Origin of the sequence: Streptomyces sp. HUAS MG91 (assembly GCF_040529335.1) — a bacterium.
GTDB classification, from domain to species: Bacteria; Actinomycetota; Actinomycetes; order Streptomycetales; family Streptomycetaceae; genus Streptomyces; species Streptomyces tabacisoli.
Genome location: NZ_CP159534.1, coordinates 4543031 through 4566175 on the forward strand (window position 1 = coordinate 4543031; position 23145 = coordinate 4566175).

20 protein-coding genes are annotated in these 23145 nt (G+C 71.5%); 5 read left to right on the top strand and 15 right to left on the bottom strand.

Annotated features, from left to right (window positions below):
* Nucleotides 1-181: 181 nt before the first annotated feature.
* The 13 genes from pstB to mshD form a co-directional block, all read right to left on the bottom strand.
* A complete protein-coding gene (pstB, locus tag ABII15_RS20645) occupies nucleotides 182-958 on the bottom strand; it encodes a phosphate ABC transporter ATP-binding protein PstB (protein WP_353943796.1) in 777 nt (258 codons plus the stop codon).
* Nucleotides 959-1005: 47 nt separating this feature from the next.
* A complete protein-coding gene (gene pstA / locus ABII15_RS20650; protein WP_353943797.1) occupies nucleotides 1006-2070 on the bottom strand; it encodes a phosphate ABC transporter permease PstA in 1065 nt (354 codons plus the stop codon).
* Nucleotides 2067-3074, bottom strand: a complete 1008-nt coding sequence (gene pstC / locus ABII15_RS20655; protein ID WP_353943798.1) for a phosphate ABC transporter permease subunit PstC — start codon at nucleotides 3072-3074, stop codon at nucleotides 2067-2069. The genes pstA and pstC overlap by 4 nt, the downstream gene beginning before the upstream one ends.
* A gap of 118 nt (nucleotides 3075-3192) precedes the next feature.
* Complete coding sequence (pstS, locus tag ABII15_RS20660; RefSeq protein ID WP_353943799.1) at nucleotides 3193-4326, bottom strand: phosphate ABC transporter substrate-binding protein PstS; 1134 nt, start codon at nucleotides 4324-4326, stop codon at nucleotides 3193-3195.
* Between the two features lie 230 nt (nucleotides 4327-4556).
* A complete protein-coding gene (locus tag ABII15_RS20665) occupies nucleotides 4557-4994 on the bottom strand; it encodes an NUDIX hydrolase (RefSeq protein ID WP_353943800.1) in 438 nt (145 codons plus the stop codon).
* Nucleotides 4991-5923 carry a CHAD domain-containing protein gene (locus tag ABII15_RS20670; protein ID WP_353947130.1) on the bottom strand — a complete coding sequence of 311 codons (933 nt, stop codon included), beginning with the start codon at nucleotides 5921-5923 and terminating at the stop codon, nucleotides 4991-4993. The genes ABII15_RS20665 and ABII15_RS20670 overlap by 4 nt, the downstream gene beginning before the upstream one ends.
* A 112-nt stretch (nucleotides 5924-6035) precedes the next feature.
* Complete coding sequence (locus ABII15_RS20675) at nucleotides 6036-8351, bottom strand: RNA degradosome polyphosphate kinase (RefSeq protein ID WP_353943801.1); 2316 nt, start codon at nucleotides 8349-8351, stop codon at nucleotides 6036-6038.
* A gap of 464 nt (nucleotides 8352-8815) precedes the next feature.
* The gene (locus ABII15_RS20680) at nucleotides 8816-9787 is read right to left on the bottom strand and encodes an ABC transporter permease (protein WP_353943802.1); all 972 of its coding nucleotides are present in this window, start codon (nucleotides 9785-9787) and stop codon (nucleotides 8816-8818) included.
* Nucleotides 9788-9941: 154 nt separating this feature from the next.
* Entirely contained in the window at nucleotides 9942-10886 is a 945-nt protein-coding gene (locus ABII15_RS20685) for a hypothetical protein (protein ID WP_353943803.1), read from the bottom strand.
* On the bottom strand, nucleotides 10883-11893 hold the full coding sequence (locus ABII15_RS20690) for a hypothetical protein (protein ID WP_353943804.1): 1011 nt from the start codon (nucleotides 11891-11893) through the stop codon (nucleotides 10883-10885). The genes ABII15_RS20685 and ABII15_RS20690 overlap by 4 nt, the downstream gene beginning before the upstream one ends.
* Nucleotides 11890-12783: an ABC transporter ATP-binding protein gene (locus ABII15_RS20695; protein WP_353943805.1), complete on the bottom strand. Its 894-nt coding sequence runs from the start codon at nucleotides 12781-12783 to the stop codon at nucleotides 11890-11892. The genes ABII15_RS20690 and ABII15_RS20695 overlap by 4 nt, the downstream gene beginning before the upstream one ends.
* Nucleotides 12780-13175: a GntR family transcriptional regulator gene (locus tag ABII15_RS20700; protein ID WP_353947131.1), complete on the bottom strand. Its 396-nt coding sequence runs from the start codon at nucleotides 13173-13175 to the stop codon at nucleotides 12780-12782. The genes ABII15_RS20695 and ABII15_RS20700 overlap by 4 nt, the downstream gene beginning before the upstream one ends.
* A gap of 127 nt (nucleotides 13176-13302) precedes the next feature.
* Nucleotides 13303-14235 carry a mycothiol synthase gene (mshD, locus tag ABII15_RS20705; RefSeq protein WP_353943806.1) on the bottom strand — a complete coding sequence of 311 codons (933 nt, stop codon included), beginning with the start codon at nucleotides 14233-14235 and terminating at the stop codon, nucleotides 13303-13305.
* Nucleotides 14236-14372: 137 nt separating this feature from the next.
* Here mshD and ABII15_RS20710 point away from each other — a divergent pair, with 137 nt between their 5' ends.
* The 5 genes from ABII15_RS20710 (at nucleotide 14373) to ABII15_RS20730 (ending at nucleotide 20973) form a co-directional block, all read left to right on the top strand.
* Nucleotides 14373-16199, top strand: coding sequence for a bifunctional metallophosphatase/5'-nucleotidase (locus ABII15_RS20710; RefSeq protein WP_353943807.1), 1827 nt, complete (start codon nucleotides 14373-14375; stop codon nucleotides 16197-16199).
* A gap of 92 nt (nucleotides 16200-16291) precedes the next feature.
* Nucleotides 16292-18766: a hypothetical protein gene (locus ABII15_RS20715; RefSeq protein WP_353943808.1), complete on the top strand. Its 2475-nt coding sequence runs from the start codon at nucleotides 16292-16294 to the stop codon at nucleotides 18764-18766.
* A gap of 82 nt (nucleotides 18767-18848) precedes the next feature.
* Complete coding sequence (locus ABII15_RS20720; RefSeq protein ID WP_353943809.1) at nucleotides 18849-20105, top strand: DUF2993 domain-containing protein; 1257 nt, start codon at nucleotides 18849-18851, stop codon at nucleotides 20103-20105.
* Between the two features lie 71 nt (nucleotides 20106-20176).
* Nucleotides 20177-20761 carry a helix-turn-helix domain-containing protein gene (locus tag ABII15_RS20725; RefSeq protein ID WP_353943810.1) on the top strand — a complete coding sequence of 195 codons (585 nt, stop codon included), beginning with the start codon at nucleotides 20177-20179 and terminating at the stop codon, nucleotides 20759-20761.
* A 14-nt stretch (nucleotides 20762-20775) separates the two neighbouring features.
* Nucleotides 20776-20973: a hypothetical protein gene (locus ABII15_RS20730; protein ID WP_353943811.1), complete on the top strand. Its 198-nt coding sequence runs from the start codon at nucleotides 20776-20778 to the stop codon at nucleotides 20971-20973.
* Between the two features lie 3 nt (nucleotides 20974-20976).
* Here the strand turns inward: ABII15_RS20730 and ABII15_RS20735 are convergent, their stop codons facing one another.
* Both ABII15_RS20735 and ABII15_RS20740 read right to left on the bottom strand, forming a co-directional pair.
* Nucleotides 20977-22401, bottom strand: coding sequence for a HAMP domain-containing sensor histidine kinase (locus ABII15_RS20735; protein WP_353943812.1), 1425 nt, complete (start codon nucleotides 22399-22401; stop codon nucleotides 20977-20979).
* The gene (locus ABII15_RS20740) at nucleotides 22398-23138 is read right to left on the bottom strand and encodes a response regulator transcription factor (RefSeq protein ID WP_353943813.1); all 741 of its coding nucleotides are present in this window, start codon (nucleotides 23136-23138) and stop codon (nucleotides 22398-22400) included. Before ABII15_RS20740 ends, ABII15_RS20735 begins: the two co-directional genes overlap by 4 nt.
* Nucleotides 23139-23145 lie beyond the last annotated feature (7 nt).

A 23145-nucleotide genomic window follows, 5' to 3' on the forward strand; every position in this document is an offset into this window, starting at 1 on the left:
ATGCACCGAGCAGACGCGACCGCGGCTTTTCAGTGGCTGAGCGCGCAGTTCCCCGCGCCCCTGGTGGGGCGCTTCTGCCCCGCGTCAAGATCGAAGGCCCGCCCCCTGGTGGGGGCGGGCCTTCTCTCTGTCCTCGTGGCGGCACCGCCATGCAGCGCCACGAGGGGATCGGGGTGGGGGTTTAGCCGAAGCGGCCCGAGATGTAGTCCTCGGTGGCCTGGACGGAGGGGTTGGAGAAGATGCGTTCCGTCTCGTCGATCTCTATGAGCTTGCCGGGCTGGCCGACCGCCGCGAGGTTGAAGAACGCGGTGCGGTCCGAGACGCGGGCCGCCTGCTGCATGTTGTGCGTCACGATGACGATCGTGAAGCGCTCCTTCAGCTCGCCGATCAGGTCCTCGATGGCGAGGGTGGAGATCGGGTCGAGGGCCGAGCAGGGCTCGTCCATGAGCAGGACCTGCGGCTCGACCGCGATGGCGCGGGCGATGCACAGGCGCTGCTGCTGGCCGCCGGAGAGGCCGGAGCCGGGCTTGTTCAGGCGGTCCTTGACCTCGTTCCAGAGGTTGGCGCCCTTCAGCGACTTCTCGACGACGTCGGAGAGCTCCGACTTCTTGTACGTGCCGTTGAGCTTCAGGCCCGCCGCCACGTTGTCGAAGATCGACATGGTGGGGAAGGGGTTGGGGCGCTGGAAGACCATGCCGACCGTACGGCGCACGGCGACCGGGTCGACCGCGGAGGCGTACAGGTCCTCGTCGTCCAGCAGGACCTTGCCCTCGACGCGGCCGCCGGGGGTGACCTCGTGCATCCGGTTGAGGGTGCGCAGGAACGTCGACTTGCCGCAGCCGGAGGGGCCGATGAAGGCCGTCACAGAGCGGGGCTCGACGGTCATGGAGATGTCTTCGATCGCCTTGTGGGATCCGTAGTAGGCGGTCAGACCGCTTACGTCGATTCGCTTGGCCATGGGATTACTTCGCTTCCGAGAGATTCGAGTCGCTGAATACAGCCGCGTCAGCGGCCCGTCTTCGGGGCCTTCCAGCGGGCGATGCCGCGGGCCACGAGGTTGAGGATCATGATGAAGGCGATCAGCACCAGGGCCGCGGCCCAGGCACGGTCGTACGCGGCCTGGCTGCCGCCGCTCTTGGCGTACTGGTCGTAGATGTAGAGCGGCAGGGACGCCTGCGGTCCGTCGAAGGGGTTCGAGTTGATCAGCGGGTTGCCGAACACCAGGAGGAGGACCGGGGCGGTCTCGCCCGCGATACGGGCGACGGCCAGCATGACGCCGGTGGTGATGCCGCCGATCGACGTCGGCAGGACGACCTTGAGGATCGTGCGCCACTTCGGCACGCCGAGGGCGAGGGAGGCCTCGCGCAGCTCGTTCGGGACCAGCTTGAGCATCTCTTCGGTGGAGCGGACCACGACCGGGATCATCAGGATGGACAGGGCCATCGAGCCGGCGAAGCCGGAGTAGCCGAAGCCGAGGATGAGGATCCAGAAGGACAGGATGAACAGGCCCGCCACGATGGAGGGGATGCCCGTCATGACGTCCACGAAGAACGTGACGGCCTTCGCCAGCTTGCCGCGGCCGTACTCGACCAGGTAGATCGCCGTCAGCAGGCCGATCGGGACCGAGATCAGGGTGGCGAGGCCGACCTGCTCCAGGGTGCCGAGGATGGCGTGGTAGATGCCGCCGCCGGGCTGGTAGCTGGTGACGAAGCCCATCGAGTGGGTCAGGAAGTACGGGTCGAGCACCTTCACGCCGCGCTTGACCGTCTCGTAGACGAGCGAGGCGAGCGGGATCACGGCCAGGATGAAGGAGACCCAGACGATGCTGGTCGCGACCCGGTCCTTGGCCTGGCGCCGGCCCTCGACCTTCGTGGCGATGGCGTAGGTGCCGAGGACGAAGACCAGGGCGGCGAGCAGGCCCCACTGGACGTGGCTGGAGAGTCCGGCGCCGAGTCCGATCGCGCAGCCGACGGCGATCGAGCCGACGGCGGCGACCCAGGGGAACCACTTGGGCAGGCGGGCGGCGCTGAGCGAGCCGGGGCGCTTCACAAGAGGGGTGGTGGTGCTCATGCGTTGGCCCCCGAGTACTCCTTGCGGCGGGCGATGATCATGCGGGCCGCGCCGTTCACGATCAGCGTGATGACGAAGAGGACGAGGCCGGAGGCGATGAGGGCGTCGCGGCCCTGGTCGTTGGCCTCGGCGAACTTCGCGGCGATGTTCTGCGCGAAGGTGCCGCCGCCCGGGTCGAGCAGGCTGGCGTGGATCAGGAAGTCGGGGGAGAGGACCGTGGCGACGGCCATCGTCTCGCCGAGCGCGCGGCCGAGGCCGAGCATCGAGGCCGAGATCACGCCGGAGCGGCCGAAGGGGATCACCGACATGCGGATGACCTCCCAGCGGGTGGCGCCGAGCGCGAGGGCCGCCTCCTGGTGCATCAGGGGGGCCTGCTTGAAGACCTCGCGGGAGACGTTCGTGATGATCGGCAGGATCATGATCGCCAGCAGGATGCCGACGGTGAGCAAGGTGCGCGGCGCGCCGCCCTCCCAGGCGAAGATGCCGGTCCAGCCGAAGTAGTCGTCGAGCCAGCCGAACAGGCCCTCCATGTGCGGCACCAGGAAGAGGGCGCCCCACAGGCCGTAGACGATCGAGGGCACGGCGGCCAGCAGGTCGATCACGTAGGCGATGGCGCCGCTCAGCCGCTTCGGCGCGTAGTGCGTCAGGAAGAGCGCGATGCCGACGGCGACCGGGACCGCGATCAGCATGGCGACGATCGAGGTGACGATCGTGCCGAAGGCGAGGACGGCTATGCCGAAGACGGGCGGCTCGGCCGTCGCGTTCCACTCGAAGGTGGTGAGGAAGTTGCCGTTGTTGTCGGGGAGGACGAGAGCGGCACGGTAGGTCAGGAAGACCGCGATCGCGGCCATGACGACCAGGAGCAGGATGCCCGCGCCGCGGGAGAGACCGAGGAAGACGCGGTCTCCGGGGCGGGTGGCGCCGCGGGCGGCGCGCTTGGCCTGGCCGGTGGTGGGGCGGTCGGCGGGCGCTGGTGGCGCCGGTGGTTGCGTGGTGATGTCCATGGGATCTCCGGTCTGCGAAGTCCCGTATCCGGCAGGGGAGTTACGGAGCTTCTGGCGGCGGTGCACCGGACGGTGCGGGCCGCCCCGGCTCAGGGGAGCAGGGCGGCCCGCACGTGGGTCAGCTGATGCTGGCGACGGTCTCGCGGACCTTCGCGTTGATCTCGGCCGGGATCGGGGCGTAGCCCAGGTCCGACAGGGCGCCCTGGCCCTCCTCGCTGGCCATGTAGGTCAGGAAGGACTTGGTGGCGGCGAGGGTGTCCGACTTATTGCCCTTGTCGCAGACGATCTCGTAGGTGACGAGGGTGATCGGGTAGGCGCCGTCGGCCTTGGTGGCGTAGTTCAGCTCCAGGGCGAGGTCCTTGCCCGTGCCCACGACCTTGGCGTCGGCGATCGCCTTGGAGGCGTTCTCCGTGGTGGCCTTGACCGGGGCGGAGGCGCCGGTGTCGATGTCGACCGTCTTCAGGCCGTCCTTGGCGTAGGACAGCTCGACGTAGGTGATCGAGCCGGAGGTCTGCTTGACCTGCTGGGCGAGGCCGGAGGAGCCCTGCGCGGACTGGCCGCCCTTGGCCTGCCAGGCCTTGCCGCCCTCGTACTTCCAGTCGCTCGCGGCCGTGGCCTTGAGGTACTTGGTGAAGTTGTCCGTGGTGCCGGACTCGTCCGAGCGGTGGAACGCCTGGATCTTGGTGGCGGGGAGCTTCGCGTCGGGGTTCAGCTTCTTGATCGCCGCGTCGTTCCACTTGGTGATCTTCGAGTCGAAGATCTTGGCGAGCGTCGGGCCGTCCAGGACGAGGTTGTCGACGCCGTCCAGGTTGTACGCGACGGCGATCGGGCCGCCGACCATCGGCAGGTCGATGCCCTGGCCGCCGGAGCAGACCTTCTTGGAGGCGGCGACCTCTTCCGGCTTGAGCGCGGAGTCGGAGCCGGCGAAGGCGACCTGGCCCTGGTTGAAGGCGGTCACACCGGCGCCGGAACCCTCGGGCTTGTAGTTGATCTGCACGCCCGAGCAGGCCTGCGAGAACGTCTGGCGCCACGCGTCGATCGCGTTCGCCTGCGCCGACGAGCCGTTGCCGAGGAGCTGGCCCTTGGCGTCCTTGCACTCGATGTTGTTCTTGGCGTTGGAGGACGAGCTGGCGCTGCTGCCGCCGCCGGTGTTCGTGTCGTCCGAGCCGCACGCCGTGAGGGCCAGGGCGCCGGAGACGGCGAGAGCGCCGAGGGAGAGGGCGCGGAGCCGGTTCTTGCGCTGAAGCTTCACCTTCGGATGTTCCTTCCAGGAGCCGCCGGCCGGGGTGTCTGGCACTGCGGCGGCGTGCGAAAGTCTGCGGAATTTCAGTCGAGCGGTGAGGTGCTTCCCGTTGCCGGGGCCGCACCGCGTAAGGCCGAAATTAAGCAGATCAGGTGAAGTGACCGATGGCCGTGAGTGAACGGAGGGTGAACCTAAGCAGGCGGTGTGGTTAGGTCACGGAAGGGTGACGGCGCGTGACGTCACGTCATGTGCAGCGCGTCGAGGAGTGCGTCGACGAGGGTGCGGTCGCGGGGCTGGGTGAGGCGGTTGCGGGCCGCGACGGGCGGGAGCCAGAGGATGCGGTCGACCTCGCGGTTGGGCAGGAAGGCGCCCGAGGTGGCCTCCGCCGCCCAGTAGCTGACCTTCTTGGGCCGGCCGTTGACCGTGTAGCGCATCGTGGGCAGGGCGGCGCCCGGCGCGCAGTCGTGGCCGGTCTCCTCGCGCACCTCGCGCAGCGCGCCGGCCAGCGGGGCCTCGCCCCGCTTGAGCTTGCCCTTGGGGTGCGACCAGTCCCCGTACTTCGGCCGGTGGACGAGGCAGATCTCCAGGCCGTCGTCGAGGAGGGCGCGGCGCCACAGGACGCAGCCCGCTGCCAGCACGGTGTCGGTGTCGTCGTCGGGGCACTGGGGCACGGTCATGGGGTTCCCACCCTCTCTCGCTGCCACGCTTTTCCGAACGCGTTCCTTGCGGCCTCCACCTGGTGGCGCTGGTCGGCGTGGAGCACGCCGAGGGCGTACGCCGTCGCGGGGGCGATGCGCGGGGTGCGCGCCGCGTGCGCTGCCGCGGCCGCGGCCTCCGCGGCGTCGCGGTGCGTGTTCAGGGCGTGCGCCGCCGCGGTCAGTCGTACGGGCGCCGGGTCCGCGCCGGGCAGTACCTCCTGGGCGTAGCGGTGCAGGCGCAGCAGGAGCCGTACGTGGTGCCAGGGCGCGTCCGCGTCCGGGTTGTACGGGGTGGGGAGCCGGCCGCCCGTGTGGTGCAGGGCGTTCACCGCCTCGGCGAGGCGGGACTCGGCCTCCCCGGCCAGCTTGGGCAGCGCGACACCGCCGGCGGCCAGCGGCACCTCGCTGGCCAGCACGGCGACCCGGTCCGCGACCGCGTGGAAGCGGGGGCTGCCCAGGGACTGCAGGGCGGCGCTGTGGGCGCGCGTTCTCGCGAGGGTGAGCTGGCGGTCGAGCAGGGCCGCCGCCTTGGCCGCGCCGAGGGCCAGGGTGGTGGCGGAGGCGGGGGCGGTGGCCGCCTGCTGGGGCAGGGCGCCGCCGCCCGTGGTGCCGGAGGCGGCCGACGTCAGCCGGTGCAGGGCGTCGGTCAGCCGGAGCAGCCGGTCCGCGCAGGCGTGCTCCTGCGCCAGCGTGCCGGACAGCCACGCCAGTTCGGGGCGCAGCTCGTCCGACCACTCCGCGTCGAGGAGCGGGCGGAAGGTGTGCAGGGTGCCGCTGATCCGGCGGGCGGCGCGGCGCAGGGTGCGGGCCGCGTCGGCCGCGGTGCCGCCCGCCGCGCCGCTCTCGCCGTGCCGGCGCAGCGAGCGCAGGAACTCGGTCGCCTGCCCCTGGAGGTAGGCCCCGAGGATGTCGCCGTCCTCCGGTCCGGCGGGTGCCGCTGTGCGCGGGCCGTCGGCCGGTCCGCGGTGCGGGCCGGGCTGCGGTCCGGGGTGCGGGCCGGTTCCCGACGGCTCGCCGGACTCAAGGTGTTGCTGTGCCACGCCGGCGCCTCCGGGCGTCTATGAGCATCTCCTGTACGTTCCGCAGGGGGCGTCCGGCCGGGTCCGACGGATCGGTCGCGTGCCGGGTCCAGTTGCCGTCCGGGCCCAGGTGCCAGGAGGCGGTGGAGTCGGACATCCCCGTTTCGAGCAGCCGGTTGAGGGCGGCGCGGTGGGCCGGGTCCTCGACGCGGACCAGGGCCTCGATGCGGCGGTCGAGGTTGCGGTGCATCATGTCGGCGCTGCCTATCCACACCTCGGGCTCGCCGGCGTTGCCGAAGGCGAAGACCCGGGAGTGCTCCAGGAAGCGGCCGAGTACCGAGCGGACCCGGATGTTCTCCGACAGGCCGGTGACGCCGGGGCGCACGGCACAGATGCCGCGCACCCACACGTCGACCGGGACGCCTGCCTGCGACGCCCGGTACAGGGCGTCGATGATCGCCTCGTCGACCATCGAGTTGACCTTGATGCGGACGTACGCCGGGCGGCCCGCACGGTGGTGCTGGACCTCCTTCTCGATCCGCGTGATCAGCCCCGTGCGCAGGGACTTGGGGGCGACGAGGAGGCGGCGGTAGGTCTCGCGGCGCGAGTAGCCGGAGAGGCGGTTGAAGAGGTCGGAGAGGTCGGCCCCGACCTCCTGGTTCGCGGTGAGCAGCCCCAGGTCCTCGTAGAGGCGGGCGGTCTTGGGGTGGTAGTTGCCGGTGCCGACGTGGCTGTAGCGGACGAGCGACTCGCCCTCCTGGCGGACCACGAGGGAGAGCTTGCAGTGCGTCTTGAGGCCCACCAGGCCGTAGACGACGTGGCAGCCCGCCTCCTCCAGCTTCCGCGCCCACTTGATGTTGGCCTGCTCGTCGAAGCGCGCCTTGATCTCGACCAGGACGAGGACCTGCTTGCCCGCCTCCGCGGCCTCTATCAGCGCGTCGACGATCGGGGAGTCGCCCGAGGTCCGGTACAGCGTCTGCTTGATGGCCAGCACGTCCGGGTCGGCGGCGGCCTGCTCCAGGAACGCCTGGACGGAGGTGGAGAACGAGTCGTACGGGTGGTGGAGCAGCACGTCATGACTGCGCAGGGCCGCGAAGATGTCGGGCGCCGACGCCGACTCCACCTCGGCGAGGTCGCGGTGCGTCCCCGCGACGAACTTCGGGTACTTCAGCTCGGGGCGGTCGATCCCCGCGATGGAGAACAGGCCCGTGAGATCGAGCGGGCCGGGCAGCGGATAGACCTCCGCCTCGCTGACCTTCAGCTCGCGGACGAGGAGGCTGAGCACCTCCGAGTCGATCGTCTCCTCGACCTCCAGGCGCACCGGCGGGCCGAAGCGGCGCCGCATGAGCTCCTTCTCCAGCGCCTTCAGGAGGTTCTCTGCGTCGTCCTCCTCGACCTCCAGGTCCTCGTTCCGCGTGACGCGGAACATGTGGTGCTCCTCGATCGTCATGCCGGGGAACAGCTCGCCCAAGTGCCGGGGCGCGGAGATCACGTCCTCGATGGGGACGTAGCGCTGCGGGGACGCCTCAAGGAAGCGGGAGAGCAGCGGCGGGACCTTGACGCGGGCGAAGTGGCGGTGGCCGGAGACCGGGTTGCTGACCACGACCGCGAGGTTCAGGGACAGGCCCGAGATGTACGGGAAGGGGTGCGCCGGGTCCACCGCGAGGGGGGTCAGCACCGGGAAGATCTGCTGCATGAACAGCGTGTAGAGCCGGGACTGCTCCTTGTCGGTCAGCTCGTTCCAGCGCACGACGTGGATGCCCTCGTCGGCCAGGGCCGGGGCGACCTCGTCCTGGTAGCAGGCGGCGTGCCGGGCCATGAGTTCCCGGGACCTGTTCCAGATCAGTTCGAGCACTTCACGGGGTTGCAGCCCGGAGGCCGAACGGGTGGCGACGCCGGTCGCGATGCGGCGCTTGAGGCCGGCCACGCGGACCATGAAGAACTCGTCCAGGTTCGAGGCGAAGATCGCCAGGAAGTTCGCCCGCTCCAGGAGGGGCGTGGTCGGGTCCTCCGCCAGTTCCAGGACCCGCTCGTTGAACGCCAGCCAGCTGCGCTCCCGGTCCAGGAAGCGGCCCTGGGGCAGCTCCGCGCCGTCCTGGCTCGCGTAGTCCTCCTCGTAGTCGTCCGGGTCCGCGTCGATGTCCGCGACGATGCCGGCCAGCTTCGCGGCGGACCGTTCGTAGTCGCCGCTGGCCACCGGGTGCGGGCGGTGCGCTGCTAGGGAGCCCACGGAGGGCTGCGGGTGCGATGCCGAGGGGGCCGGGGAGGGCTCGGACTCGGCTGCGGACTGGTCCTGGGCGGCGTTCGGCTGGCTCATGGGCCCATTCTTCCGCGCGGAGACGGTCTCGGGCGCGCCGGGAAGGTCGCTGAGCGCGGGGGCCAGGCGGAGCCTGCCGGGGGTGGGCGCTTGCGGGGTGGGGGGTTCCGGCGGGGTCGAGGGGGTGTCGGGCGCGGGGGGCTGCATTCCGTGAGGGTCGCAACCGTGTCTGAATCACTGGTTACGGCGATATGACGTGCGGGATATGGGCGGGCGGCTCCCCGGCGTCTACGGGGGGTCGGGGGGTGTCTTTGCGGGGGCGCGGGGGTGGGGCGGGGTCGTGGCGCGGGCTGAGTGGGGCTGCGGCGGGGCTGTGGTGCGGGGTTGGCGGGGTCGTGGCGCGGGTCCGATGGGCGCTTGCCCCGCGCTGGGGGGGCCGCCTTGCCCACCCTGCCGCCCTTGGCGGCAGATTGCCCAAGACGGCGGGGGGCGGACTGCCCGAGGCGGCGGGGGCGGCGGGGTGGTTATGGGGTGCGGTGGTGGAGGGCTTTGAAGGTCAGGGCCGTTGCCACTGCTGTCAGGAGCAGGGTTCCGGCCGATTCCGTCAGCTGGAGGGGCCAGTAGTGGGACGGCGGGTGGTAGATCACCGAGAAGTCCTGGAAGCCGCGGACACAGCGCCCGAGCTCCGCCTTGGTCCCCGCGTCGACGCACGCCAGGTCATTGGCGACGTGCTCGCCGGCCGCGGTGACGGCGTCGCGCCTGAGCACCTGCGAGTCGGCGGGCGGGACCGGCGGCACCGTGCCGTGGTCGGTGACCGTGGGCCACAGGCTGACGCGGTAGCGCGAGCCCAGCCAGCCGGTCACCAGGAGGGCGGCGATCCCGGCGACGCCGCCGGTCAGGACCTTGCGGAACAGGACCCCGCCGAGCGCGCCGACGGCGAGCCCCAGCAGGACGCGGGACGGGCCGAGCGGTCCCGTACCGAGGAACAGGTACTCGTCGTGCCAAGGGATGAGCGGACCCGGACCGGTCGCCCAGACGAGATGGTTCAGCGTGACCAGGGGAACCATCCCGGCGAGGAACCAGGCCGCCGGCACCCCGAGCGTCGTCGCCAGCCAGCGGGCCGGGCTGATGGACTGCACCCAGGCCAACTGCGCTGTCCCGCGCTCCAGTTCGCGCCCCACGCAGACCGCTCCCATGAAGAGTGCCGCGATGTACGGGGTCAGATAGAGGAACGCGTTGACCATCCGCAGGAGCTGGTCGTACCGGAACGACGGGCCGCCGATGAAATCGCAGTCCGAGGGCGCGCATTGGGCCAGCTGCCGGGCGGCCGCGTCCGCTCCCGGCCCGAGCAGCCACAGCAGCAGGCCGCTCGTGGCCAGGACCGCCGCGAGCCACACCCACAGGGCGATCCGGTGCAGGCGGAGCGACGCCCACACGGGGCCGGTGGGACGCAGGGAGCGCAGGGTGCGCGGGGGTGCCGGGAGGGTCTGGGTCATGAGCCGAATCTCTTCCCGCGGGGCCGCGGCGCGCGGAGTGCCGGGGCGGGCTGGGCCGTGCAACTCACGAACGTGCAACTCACCGACGCGGAACTCCAGGACACGGAACTCCAGGACACGGAACTCCAGGACACGGAACTCAAGGACGCGGAACTCATCGGGCGACGCTCCTTCGCAGGACGCGGTAGGTGATGAACACGATCAGGGCGGTCAGGGCCAGCAGCAGGCCCGACTCGACGAGTTGGAGCGGCCAGAAGTGGGAGGGCGGGTGGCCCTCGCGGTAGTAGCCGGTGACGTGGTGGTCGGTGATGCAGGCCCGGTCGCCCACGCACAGCGGGTCGGCGATGTGTGCGCCGGACGCGGTGACCACTCCCTCGCTCATGACTTCACCGGTGAACCCGGGGTAGTTCTCGGCGACCGAGCCGACCCGGGTCACGGTCGGCCACAGGTACGGGCGCAGCAGTTCGGCGGCGGCCGTCAGTGCCGCGGCGAGCGCCAGGCCGAGTCCGGCTCCGGCCAGGGAGCGCCGCCGGAGGAGCCCCATGAGCGCGCCGCAGGCGAGGCCGAGCAGCGGCAGCGCGACCGCGACGGGACCGAGGACCTCGAAGCCCCCGGAGAACCACTGGTTCTGGCTGAGGCCGGGCGCCGCCGCGGCGACCTGGCGGCGCAGCACCACCAGCAGCGCGGTGCCGGTGACCAGCGCCATCGCGGGCAGCGCCAGTTTCGTGGCCAGCCAGCGGGCCGGCGGCACGGACTGGGTCCACGCCAACTGGGCGGTCCCGCTCTCCAGTTCACGGCCGATGAGGGCGCCGCCCGCGAACACCGCGACAGCCAGCGGGAGCAGCGAGAGGAAGGTGTCCGCGAAGGACAGGGCGTAGTGGAAGCTCTGCGCGGTCGATCCCTTCGCGGTGCACACATTGGCTTCCAACGGGTCGCAGGGGCCGGCGATGCCGAGGCCGGAGACGCCCGGCCCCCAGGCCCACAGCAGCACGCCCGCGAGGAGGACGACGTACGCCGTCCACAGCCACAGGGTGCCCCGGTGCAGCCGCAGCACGGTCCAGGTCAGTCCGGTGCGCGGAGAGAAGGAGAGGGTGCTCACGCGGCGGCTCCCTCGGCGGTCTTCGGGGCCTTCTTCGGCTGGTAGCGGCGCAGGACCAGGAAGGCCGCGACGACGAGGACGGCGGTGAGGGCGAGCAGGATGCCCGTCTCGGTGAGCTGGCGCGGCCAGTAGTCCGGCGAGGGCAGGTAGTGCCGGTCGAAGCCGGTGACGTGGTGCGCGGCGAGGCACTTCTGGTCCTCGTAGCACCCGGGGTCGGCGATCTCCGCGCCCGTGGAGGTGATCGCCTTGTTGTGGACGGGGATCTCCGGCTGCTGGTACATGCCCTGGAACGGCCAGGAGTTGGAGCGCAGCGCGCCGGCCAGATAGGTGCCGGTCCCGGCGACCACGATCGCGGGCAGCGTGCGGCGGATCACCAGCGCGGCGCAGACGCCGAGCGCCAGGCCGAACAGGACGTTCGCGATCGTCGCCGGGCCGATGTTGAAGTAGAAGGAGCGCGGGCCGATGCCGGCGACCAGCAGGTGGTTGTGCGACCGCCACACCGGCACGTACAGGGCGACGATCAGGCCGGTGCCGACGGTGACGGCGAGCGCGGGCAGCGCCAGCTTGGCGGTGAGCCAGCGGGCCGGGGACACCGACTGGGTCCAGGCGAGACGGGCGGTGCCCAGCTCCAGCTCCCGGGCGACCAGCGGGCCCGCCGCGAAGACGGCGACGACGACCGCCGCGATCCGGGTGAACGTCGCCGGGTCGTAGAAGAGGGAGTCGAAGGACGTGCCGAACGAGGTCAGGGAGAAGGACCTGCCCTTCCAGGCGATCTCCTGCGCCCCCGCGTACCCGAACGCGTCGAAGGCCTTCTGCGCCGTGGAGGCGCCGGGGCCCCACAGCCACAGCAGCAGTCCGACGCTGACGGCGACATAACCGGTCCACACCCACAGGGCGGTGCGGTGCAGCCGCAGCACGGTCCACACCAGGCCGTCGGCGCCGGGCAGGGTGCGCCGGACCGGGGGCTTGCCGGAGGTCGTGGCGGGCTTGTCGAGGGTGGTGCTCACGCGGTCACCGCCGTCCGGTGCGCGGCCGCGGTGCTCGGGGTGAGCAGGGCCGGGGCGTCGGGGGAGCGCAGGTGGGCCAGGAGCAGCTCCTCCAGGGAGGGCTCCTGCACCTGCCAGCCGTCGCCCACGGGTCCGTCCCTGCGGATCAGGGCGGTGACGCCGCGGCCCGAGGCGCGGGACTCGATGACGGTGTGGCCGGACAGCTCGCCGCGGCCGGTGACCAGGCTGTGCGCGCCGATCAGGTCGTCGATGCCGCCGCCGAGCCGGATCCGGCCGCCGCCGAGGAGCAGCAGGTGGTCGCAGGCGTCGGCCAGCTCGGAGACGATGTGGGACGACATCAGCACGGTCGTGCCGTGCTCGGCGGCGTCCGCCATCAGGGTGCCCATCAGCTCGTGCCGGGCCAGCGGGTCGAGGTCGGCCATCGGCTCGTCGAGGAGCATCAGCTCGGGGCGCTTGCCGAGGGCGAGGGCGAGCGCGACGCGGGTGCGCTGGCCGCCGGAGAGCGAGCGGATCCTCGCCTTCGGGTCGAGCGAGCCGGCCTCGACGATCTGTGTCGCGTAGGCCGCGTCCCAGCGCTCCTGGTTCAGCTCGGCGCCCATGCGCAGCGTGTCCGCGACGGAGAGCTGGGGGTGCAGCGGCTTGTCCTGGGAGAGATAGGCGACCTTGGCGCGGGCCTCGCCGGGGGCGGCGCCGAGCACGCGCAGCTCTCCCGCGCTCTGCCGCAGCAGGCCGGCCGCTATCGAGAGCAGGGTCGACTTGCCCGCGCCGTTCGGCCCGACGAGGGCGCTGATCCGGCCCGTGGGCAGCCGGAACGAGCAGTCGTCGAGGGCCGCGGTGCCCCGTCGGCCGTAGCGCTTTCCGAGACCCGTCGCCTCGATCGCCGTACTCATGAAGTCCCCTTGGTGGTGGTGCTGAAGTGTGCTTCCAGTGCGACGGTGAACAGGGCCGCGACGTCCTCGCGGTCCAGTCCCGCCTCCCTCGCCCGTCTCGTCCAGTCCTCCAGCTCGCTGCGCAGCGGTGAGTCGCCCGGGCCGGAGCCCAGGGACTTGCGCACGAACGTGCCCAGGCCACGGCGGGCCTCGACGAGGCCCTCTCGCTCCAGCTCGCGGTACGCCTTGAGCACCGTGTTCGGATTGATGGCCGTCGCCTCGACGACCTCGCGGGCCGTGGGCAGCTTGTCGCCGGGCTCGAGCATGCCGAGCCGCAGCGCCTGCTCCGTCTGGTGGACGATCTGCAGGTAGGTGGCGACGCCACTGTGGCGGTCGATGCGGAATTCGATCACCGGCTCGGCCGGCCGGTCGTCCTTGGCCACTGGCGTACCCCCCTTTCACTAATCAAGTAGTGAAAGGGTGATGCAAGAGAGGGGGCGGCGTCAAGTGACGCCGCCCCCTCTCCCGGGAACCGGGGTGTTATGACTCCGTTCGGTACATCAGGTCCGTTTCGTACGTCGTGAAGCCGAGCCGCTCGTACACGCTCACCGCCGCCTTGTTGTCCGCGTCGACGTAGAGCATCGCGGTCGGCAGCCCGGCCGCCGCGAGATGGCGCAGCCCCGTCGCGGTGAGCGCCTTGCCGAGGCCGCCGCCCTGGCCCTCGGGGGCCACCCCGACCACGTACACCTCGCCGAGCCGCTCCTCGGCGTGCACCTTGGTCCAGTGGAAGCCGACCAGCTCGTCGCCCTTGAACGCGAGGAAGAAGCCGCGCGGGTCGAACCACGGCTCGCCCTTGCGGTCGTCCAGGTCGCGCTGGGTCAGCGAGCCCTGCTCGGGGTGGTGGGCGAACGCCGCCGCGTTCACCGCCAGCCACGCCGCGTCGTCCTGGCCGGGCACGAAGGTGCGGATCCTGATGCCCGCCGGGAGCACCGGCTCGGGCAGTTCGAGGTCGGTCAACGGCCGCCGCATCTGGCGCAGTTCGCGGAACAGCGTCAGGCCGAGCACCTGTGCCAGGTGGCGCGCCGCGCTGTGCCCGCCGTGCGCCCACACCCGCAGCCGCTTGCCCGACGCCGCGAGCAGCGCCGCGCCGAGCGCCCGCCCGTGTCCCTGCCCGCGCCGCGCCGGGTGCACCACCAGCTCGGCGGCCGGGGCCTCCACCGGGTCGGTGTCCTCCAGCTGCGCGTAGCCGACCAGGTCCCCGTCGACGGAGAGCAGCAGGTGCGTGACGCCGTCGCGCTCGCCGCGCAGATGGAGCCGCCCCTGCTCCGATACGGCCTGCTGGCCGTCGGCGCGGGCCGCGTCGGCCAGCAGGGACAGCACGGCGTCGGACTGCTCGCCGGTCAGGGAGGTCAGGGTGTCGATACGGCGGCCCGGGAGGGCGGGATCGGGGGTGTTCGCGGGGTCCGTGGTCATGGATACGAGGGTACGGCGGGGGCCCCGCCGGGAGTCGGCAACCAGCTCGTAACCTGCAATCCCCTGTTGTGCTACGCGCGTTGACCCTAGGCTGCCGGGCAGTCGCAGTCTCCGTACAGCACCCAAGGGGATCCTCCATGCCCACCAGGACGAACCGGCGTCTGAGAACCGCGCTCGGCACCGTCGCCACCCTCGCCACCGCGGGCGCGCTGATGGCCGCCATGCCCGCGAGCGCGGCCCACGACCGGGGCCACGGTCACGGTCACGGCCAGGACAGCGGCCGCTACCAGGACGTACAGCTGCTGTCGTTCAACGACTTCCACGGCAACCTGGAGCCGCCGGCCGGTTCGTCCGGCCAGGTCACCGAGAAGCAGGCCGACGGCACGACGAAGCAGGTCGACGCGGGCGGTGTGGAGTACCTGGCCACCTCCCTGCGCACGGCCCGCAAGAACCACCCGTACAGCGTGACGGCCGCCGCCGGTGACCTGATCGGCGCGAGCCCGCTGCTGTCCGGCCTCTTCCACGACGAGCCCACCGTCGAGGCCATGAACAAGCTGGACCTGGACGTCACCTCGGTCGGCAACCACGAGTTCGACGAGGGCGCCACCGAGCTCGCGCGGATGCAGAACGGCGGCTGCCACCCCACCGACGGCTGCTACGAGGCCGGCAAGAAGTTCCAGGGCGCCGACTACCCCTACCTCGCCGCGAACGTGACGGACGAGAAGACCGGCAAGCCGATCCTGAAGCCGTACTACGTGTGGAAGCACAAGGGCGTGAAGGTCGGCTTCATCGGCGTCACCCTCGAAGGCACCCCGAACATCGTCTCCGCGTCGGGCGTCAAGGGCCTGAAGTTCCACGACGAGATCGAGACGGTCAACAAGTACGCGAAGATCCTCGACAAGCAGGGCGTGAAGTCGATCGTCGCCCTGATCCACGAGGGCGGGCTCCCGGCCTCGTCCGCGTACAACTACGACTGCGACTCCGCGGGCGCCGGTTCCGGCGTCTCCGGCCCGATCGTCGACATCGCCAAGGGCATCACGCCGAAGGTCGACGCCCTGGTCACCGGCCACACGCACAACGCGTACGTGTGCACGATCCCGGACCCGGCCGGCAACCCGCGCATGGTCACCTCTGCGTCCTCGTACGGGAAGCTCTACACGGACACCACGCTGACCTACGACCGCAGGACCAAGGACATCGTCCGTACGGCGGTGAAGACCGCGAAGTCGGTGAGGTCCGCGAACCACGTCGTGTCCCGTACGCAGGACAAGGCCGCCGACATGACGGCCCTGATCGGCAAGTGGAACAAGCTGGCCGCGCCCGTCGCGAACCAGGCCGTCGGGTACATCTCCGGGGACATCGCGGGCCGCGGCGCCGGTACGCCGGAGGAGCCGCTCGGCGATCTCATCGCCGACGCGCAGCTCGCGCACGCCAAGTCCCTCGACCCGAAGGCGAGCCTGGCCCTGATGAACCCGGGCGGGGTCCGCTCCGACCTCGTGTACAAGGCGAGCGGCGCCGAGGGCGACGGGGTCGTCACCTACGGCGAGGCGTTCACCGTGCAGCCCTTCAGCAACACCGTCAATCTCGTGGACCTGACGGGCGCGCAGGTCGTCCAGGCGCTCCAGCAGCAGGTCAGCGGCTCGAACGAGGCGTCGCCGAAGATCCTCCAGCCGTCCGCCGGGCTCACGTACACGCTCGACATGACGAAGACCGGCGCGGCGCGTGTCGTCACCGACTCGATCCGGCTGAACGGCGCGGCCATCGACCCGGCCGCCACCTACCGCGTCGCGATGAACTCCTTCCTCGCGGGCGGCGGCGACGGCTTCGCGGCGCTCGGGGCCGGGAAGAATCCGCTGGTCGGCGCGGACGACCTGAAGGCGTTCAACGACTACCTGACGGCCAATTCCTCCGCGGCGAACCCGATCGCGCCGCCGAAGGCGGACCGGATCACCATCGTGAAGTGACCGTCCACGGGGCGCGCCTGTCGAAATAATCAGACATAAGGCTCTAATCGGATAAATTCGGGCGAGGTCTGTCCGTCCTATCCGGGAGTCTGATGATGCGTCACCGCCCATGGAGGGCACGGCTGCGGGGCCTCGGCGCCGCGGCCGCGCTCACGCTGAGCACGGTGGCCGCCTGGCCCGGCCAGGTGGCCGCCGACGTGCCGACACCCGCGGCCGGGGAGTCCGTCGTCACCGTGAAGACGGGCGGCGACCGTGACGGCGACGCGACCGTGGCGCCGCTCGCCGGGGTCCGGCTCGCCCTGTACGCGAGCGAGACCGCCACCGATCCGCTGACCGACGCCTGGGCGCGGTGCACCTCCGACGGGGACGGCGACTGCAGCTTCACCGTGCCGGACACCGGCAGCGGCGGGGCCAACGAGGGGCAGCGGTACTGGGTGCGGCAGGTCGACGGCGGTGTACCGCCCGGCTGGTACACGAACCCGTCGCTGCGCACGGGCAAGGGCAGCGGCTCCGGTTCGGTGGATTCGGTCTACCAGTTCGAGACGCCGGCCCTGGCGGCCGGACAGACGTACAGCTCGACCAGCGATTTCATGAAGAGCACCGACTGGTCGGCGAGCCCGTACGTCGCCTCGGGCGGCATCTGGCAGCAGTCCCGTACGAATCCGGAGATGCCGGAGTCCTGCGGACTCGACGTCGCCGTGGTGCTGGACCTGTCGTCGTCGGTGGGCAGCGCGCTGCCGGATCTGAAGGCGGCCACCGACCAGCTGACGAACACCCTCACCGGCACGCCCTCGCGGATGGCGCTGTTCTCCTTCGACAAGAACTCGCCGAGCGCGAACACCACGAACCATCCCGGGCTGGTGTCGGTGTCCACCAAGGCGGGCGCCGACTCCTTCAAGTCCCTCTACGCGGACTGGCAGCTGGGCTCGGGCACCAACTGGGACCAGGCCCAGTACGCGGTCGCCAAGGCGGCGCCGGTGTACGACCTCGTCATCGTCCTGACCGACGGCAACCCGACCCGGTGGAGCAACCCGTACACCGGTGACGGCTCCAACACCCACTTCGCGGACGTCGAGGGCGGCATCTTCGCCTCCAACGCCGTCAAGGCGAAGGGCGAGCGGGTCGTCGCGGTCGGCGTCGGCAAGGGCGTCGAGGGGATCTCCGGGCTCAACCTGCGGGCGATCAGCGGCGAGGAGGCGTTCGCCGGCGACAACCCGACGACCGCCGACTACTACCAGACGGACGACTTCGCGGCGGCCGGCCAGGCCCTCCACAACCTGGCGCTGACGCACTGCGACGGCACCCTGTCCGTCATCAAGCAGATCGTGCCCGCGGGCAACACGGGCGAGGACGTGAGCGGCGCCGAGAACGCGGGCGCCGGCTGGCAGTTCGACGCGTCCACGACCACCGGCGGCATCGGCGGTCTGCCGGACACCCAGACCACGCAGGACGACGACACCGGCGGCGTGGTCTTCCACCCCACCTATCCCAGCGGGACCACCGACGCCGACGTGACGGTGGCGGAGACCCAGCACAGCGGCTACGACCTGGTCACCCAGGGCGGCAAGAACGCGGTGTGCACCAACCTCGACACCGGTGCGGACGTGCCCGTCACCAACACCGGGACCGCCGCCGCGCCCGCCTTCACCGTGCAGGTGCCGAGCCTGGCCGCCGTCAGCTGCATGGTCTACAACAAGCCGCCGCAGAGCGCCGATGTGCGGGTCGACAAGGTGTGGGAGATCGACGGCACCCGGTACGCGCACGCGGACCGGCCCGACGGCTTCGACGCGGCGCTGACGCTCACCGGCCCCTCCGGCGCGGCCGCGCGCCCCCAGGAATGGGGCACGGTCCGCGAGGGCTACACCGTCGGCGACAGCACGACCGTCGCCGAGACCACGTCGCTGCCCGACTCCTGCACGCTCACCGGCAGCCGCGTCACCGACGCCAACGGCGCGGACGTGGACGAGCCACTGCCCTACCGCGCCGAACTCACCCGGGAGCACAACACCTTCGCCGTCCTGAACGAGGTCACCTGCAAGGCCCGGCTGACCCTGGTGAAGAAGGTGGTGAACGAGCACGGCGGCACCGCCGCCCCGGGCGACTGGACGCTCACCGCCGACGGCCCCAGCGACCTCTCCGGGGTCACCGGCACGGACGCGGTGACGAACGCCGAGGTCGAGGCCGGGACGTACACGCTCGCCGAGTCGGATGGGCCGCAGGCATATGACGCCGGGGACTGGGCATGCGAGTCAGCCGGGGGCGCCGCGGTGCCGGTGACGGACGCCGAGGTGGCGGTGGCGCCCGGCGCCGACGTGACCTGCACGATCACGAACACCGACCGGGCGGCGTCACCGTCGCCCACACCTACGCCCACCCCGACCCCGACCTCGACGGTGACGCCGCCGGGCACGCCGGAGCCGACGCTCCCGCCGGGTGACAAGGATCACGGCGGCGAACTCGCCGACACAGGTTCCGGTTTCGGGCTCGCCGGCTGGTCGGCGATGGCCGCCGCCCTGCTGGTGGCGGCGGGCACGGCGCTGGTGGCACGGCGCCTGCGGAGGCACTGAGACCGCGCTGAAATGGCGCGTTACGGTGCACGCCGGGTGCGGGGCTTGCGAGTGGGGTCGGTACATGTGGTGAAATCGGCTGATGCGTACCCCCCACCGCATAACCAACGACCGTGTTCCGTTTGATGGTTGGCAGGAGGAATCGGTTCCCCGGGAACCCGCCGGCACCGCCGGCCGGTCGGCCAGTCCGTACGACGAACTGGCCGACCTGGACGACGGCAACCCCCTCGACGACGTCCTGCGCGAGGAGCCGGCGTACCGCGACGACGAGGAGTGGTCGCCGCCCGACCACCGCAGTCGTGGCAGGCGCCGCTTCGGCAGCCTCTCCCTCGCGGTCAAGGGTGTGGTCGCGGTGCTCGTCCTCACCGCGTTCCTCGCCCTCGCCGACCGCTGGGCCGTCCTGTACGCGGAGCACCGCGCCGCCCAGCAGCTCAAGAAGGAGCTGAAGCTGACGGCCGCGCCCGAAGTCGAGATCGAGGGCTTCCCCTTCCTCACCCAGCTCGCCGACCGCCGCGTGGACCGGCTGAAGGTGACCGTCCCCGACGTCGCCGCCGACCGCATCACCCTCGCCAAGGTCCAGGCGACCGCGCAGGACGTACGCATCCAGGGCAAGGGCCTCACCGGCATCAGCGGCGCGACCGTCGACCGGATGCAGGGCGAGGTGCTGCTCAGCTTCGCCGACATGAACCGTGAACTGGGCGCCTCCCAGGTCACCTTCACCGGGCACGGCGACAACCGGGTCCTGGCGCGCGGCACGCTGCCCGTCGCCGGGCACGACCTCAAGGTGCGCGCCGACGCCACCATCCAGCGGCTCGGCGCCTCCGGCATCTCCACCGACATCGACAACATGAGCCTCGCCATCGGCGACCTCGCCACCTACCGGCCCGGCACCGGCGCCGGCCAGGGCCTGCACCTGACGCCCAAGTCCGTCGCCCGGCTCACCGCCGAGACCGACAAGGCGCGCAGGCTGCTGTCCATCCCGGCGATCGTGCACCGCGTCGGGGTGCCCGCGAGTGCCGTGCGGCAGGCCGAGCACAGCGACGACAAGCTCAGCGAGCTGACCGGGTCCCCGCGCTTCGTGAAGAAGGTGATGGGGATGAACCTCATCGACATCGCCGCCGACAACCCCTGGCTGCTCCAGAAGCTGGGCATCGACCCGAACCTGCTCGACGGCCTCGGCAAGCTGACCCGCCCCGAACTCGCCGACCGCCTCTCGCTCGCCTTCCAGCTGCCGAAGCTGCCGGGCGACCACGGGTACGTACGGCTGCGGGACGTGAAGGTCGAGAAGGACGGGATCCGGGTGGATCTGTCGGGGGCGGGGCTCTCGGTCGGGAAGTAGGCGCGGAGGGGGCCAGAGCAGTTGCAAAGAAACCCTTGCAAGGGTTTCTTTGCAGAGCTATCTTTGTACGCATGAAAGAGCCCACCCCGCCCAAGGTCCGCGATCTCGACGCCCGATCACTGCGCGGGCTCGCGCACCCGCTGCGCATGCGACTCCTCGACGCCCTGCGCTTCGACGGGCCGGCCACCGCGTCCCAGCTCGCCGAGAAGCTGGGCGAGTCGAGCGGCGCGACCAGCTACCACCTGCGCCAGCTCGCCGCGCACGGCTTCGTCGAGGACGTGCCGGAGCGGGGCAAGGGCCGGGAGCGGTGGTGGGGGGCGGTCTACCGGGGCCTGACCATCGACAACGCCCTGCTGGAGGACCAGGACCCGGAGGTGCGCGGCGCCGCCGACTTCTATCTGCACGAGGTCGCCACGTCGCAGATGCGCAACCTGTCCACCTGGCTCGGCAGCCGCCACGACTGGTCCGAGGAGTGGTCGCGGGCCGCCGACCTGAGCAGCGACACGCTGCGGCTCACGCCGGAGCTCGCCGAGGAACTGGTCGACAAGATGCACGCCCTGGTCGCCGAGTACCGCGACCTGGCCGCCACCGAGAACGACCCGCGGGCCGAGCGGGTCCGGGTCCACACGCACACGTTCCCGATCAGCAGCGACTGACCGAAAGGCTTCCCATGCACTCCGAGAACCATCTCGCCCTGCACGACGGTCGCGCCGCGGATCTCCGCGCCGAGGCGGACGCCGACCGGCTGGCCGCCACCGTCCGGAACCCGCACCCGGTGGCCCTGCGCACCCGGCTCGGCTGGACCCTCGTCGAGGTCGGGCTGCGGCTGGCCGCCCCGCCGAAGGGGGCGACGCCCGCCGCTGCGTAGTGGCTAAGCCGGCTGGTCCGGTGGCGGGGTCGGGGCGCCGGGCAGTCGCATCGTCGCCACGGTGCCGCCGCCGTCCGCCGCGGCGAGCGTGACCTCGCCGCCGTAGCTCTCCACCGTGCGGGCCACGATCGACAGACCCAGGCCGGAGCCCGGCAGCGCGCGGGCCGTCGGGGAGCGCCAGAACCGGTCGAAGACGTGCGGGAGTTCGTCGGCGGGGATGCCGGGGCCGTGGTCGCGCACCGTCAGCGCGCCGCGCATCAGGTGGACCTCGACGGTGCCGCCGGGCGGGCTGAACTTCACCGCGTTGTCGAGCAGGTTGATGATCGCGCGCTCCAGCGCCGCCGGCTCGGCCCGGACGTACCAGGGGGCCAGCTCGGAGACGATCTTCAGTTCCGGGCCGCGCAGTCGGGCGCGCTCCAGGGCCTGGCGGGCCGTCTCGTGGAAGGAGACGACCTTCAGCGGGCCCTCGGTGCCGCTCAGCCCGGACCGGGACAGTTCTTGCAGGTCCCCGATGAGCGCGGCCAGTTCGGTCATCTGGGCCTTGACCGACGCCATCAGTGCCTTGCGATCGTCCGGGGGGATCGCGCGGCCGGTCTCCTCGCTGCGGGTGAGCAGTTCGATGTTGGTCCGCATCGAGGTCAGGGGGGTGCGCAGTTCGTGGCCCGCGTCGGCGATGAGCTGTTGTTGCAGCTCGCGCGAGGAGGCCAGGGACGCCGTCATCGAGTTGAAGGAGGCGGACAGCCGGGCGATCTCGTCGTCGCCCTCCACCGGGATGCGGACCGTCAGGTCTTCGGTGGCGGCTACGTGTTCGACCGCCTCGGTGAGCTGGTCGACGGGCCGCAGCCCGGTCCGGGCGATCCAGAGACCGGCCGCCGTGGCGCCGACGACCCCGATGCCGCCCACGGCGAGGAGGACCCAGGCGAGGGTGGTGAGGGGCCGGGTGATCTCGTCCATGGGGCTGGCGATGGAGACGGCCAGGTCGGGCACCCGGTTGCGATTGATGTCCACGGCGGCGACGGTCAGAACCCGCATCTGCGTGCCGTCCTCGGCCTCGGTGGTGTGCAGGGCGTTGTCCGCGGTCCCGTTGGCCACCGCCACGTCGGAGGGCTGTGCGGGGATGGAGGACTTGCCGCGCCAGGTGCAGACCACACCGTTCGAGTCGACCCGCTGGATCGTCGGGCCGGGGATGCCCTGCTGCTGGTCGAGTCCGCCGCCGCAGGAGAGCACGGAGAGGACCTGACGGCTCTGGTTGAGGGAGCCGACCTGGTTGTGCAGCTCCTGGTCCATCTGCGCGTACAACTGGGTGCGCGTGATGAACCAGCACGTCACCGCCACCGCCGCCACCGCCACCGCGACGGCCACCGCCACCAGCAGCGCCAGCCGGGACCTGAGCGGCAGCGTGCGCAGCCGCCGCACCAGCGTGTTCACTCAGCGCTCCCCGATCGCAGTACGTACCCCACACCCCGCACCGTGTGCACGAGCCGGGGCTCGCCGCCCGCCTCGGTCTTGCGGCGCAGATACATCACGTACACGTCCAGGGAGTTGGACGACGGCTCGAAGTCGAAGCCCCAGACCGCCTTGAGGATCTGCTCCCGGGTGAGGACCTGGCGCGGGTGGGCCAGGAACATCTCCAGGAGGGTGAACTCGGTGCGGGTCAGCTCCACCGTGCGCTCGCCGCGGGTGACCTCGCGGGTCGCCAGATCCATCCGCAGATCGCCGAAGGCCAGCACGTCGGAGTCGTCGGCGCCGGCCGCACCCGCCGCCGACGCGTACGAGCTGCGGCGCAGCAGGGCGCGGACCCGGGCGAAGAGCTCGTCGAGCTCGAAGGGCTTGACCAGGTAGTCGTCGGCGCCCGCGTCGAGACCGGTGACCCGGTCGCCGACCGTGTCGCGGGCGGTGAGCATCAGGATCGGGGTCGTGGACCCGGTGGCGCGCAGCCGGCGGGCCGCGGTCAGGCCGTCCATGCGCGGCATCTGGATGTCCAGGACCAGCAGATCGGGCCGGTGGGCGGCCGCCTTCTCCAGCGCGTCCGCGCCGTCGACGGCGACCTCGGTGCCGTAGCCCTCGAAGGCGAGGGAGCGCTGCAGGGCCTCGCGGACGGCGGGCTCGTCGTCCACGATGAGGATGCGGTGCCGGTCTTCGCGGTCGCCTTCGGCGGGGCTCATGGCGTGG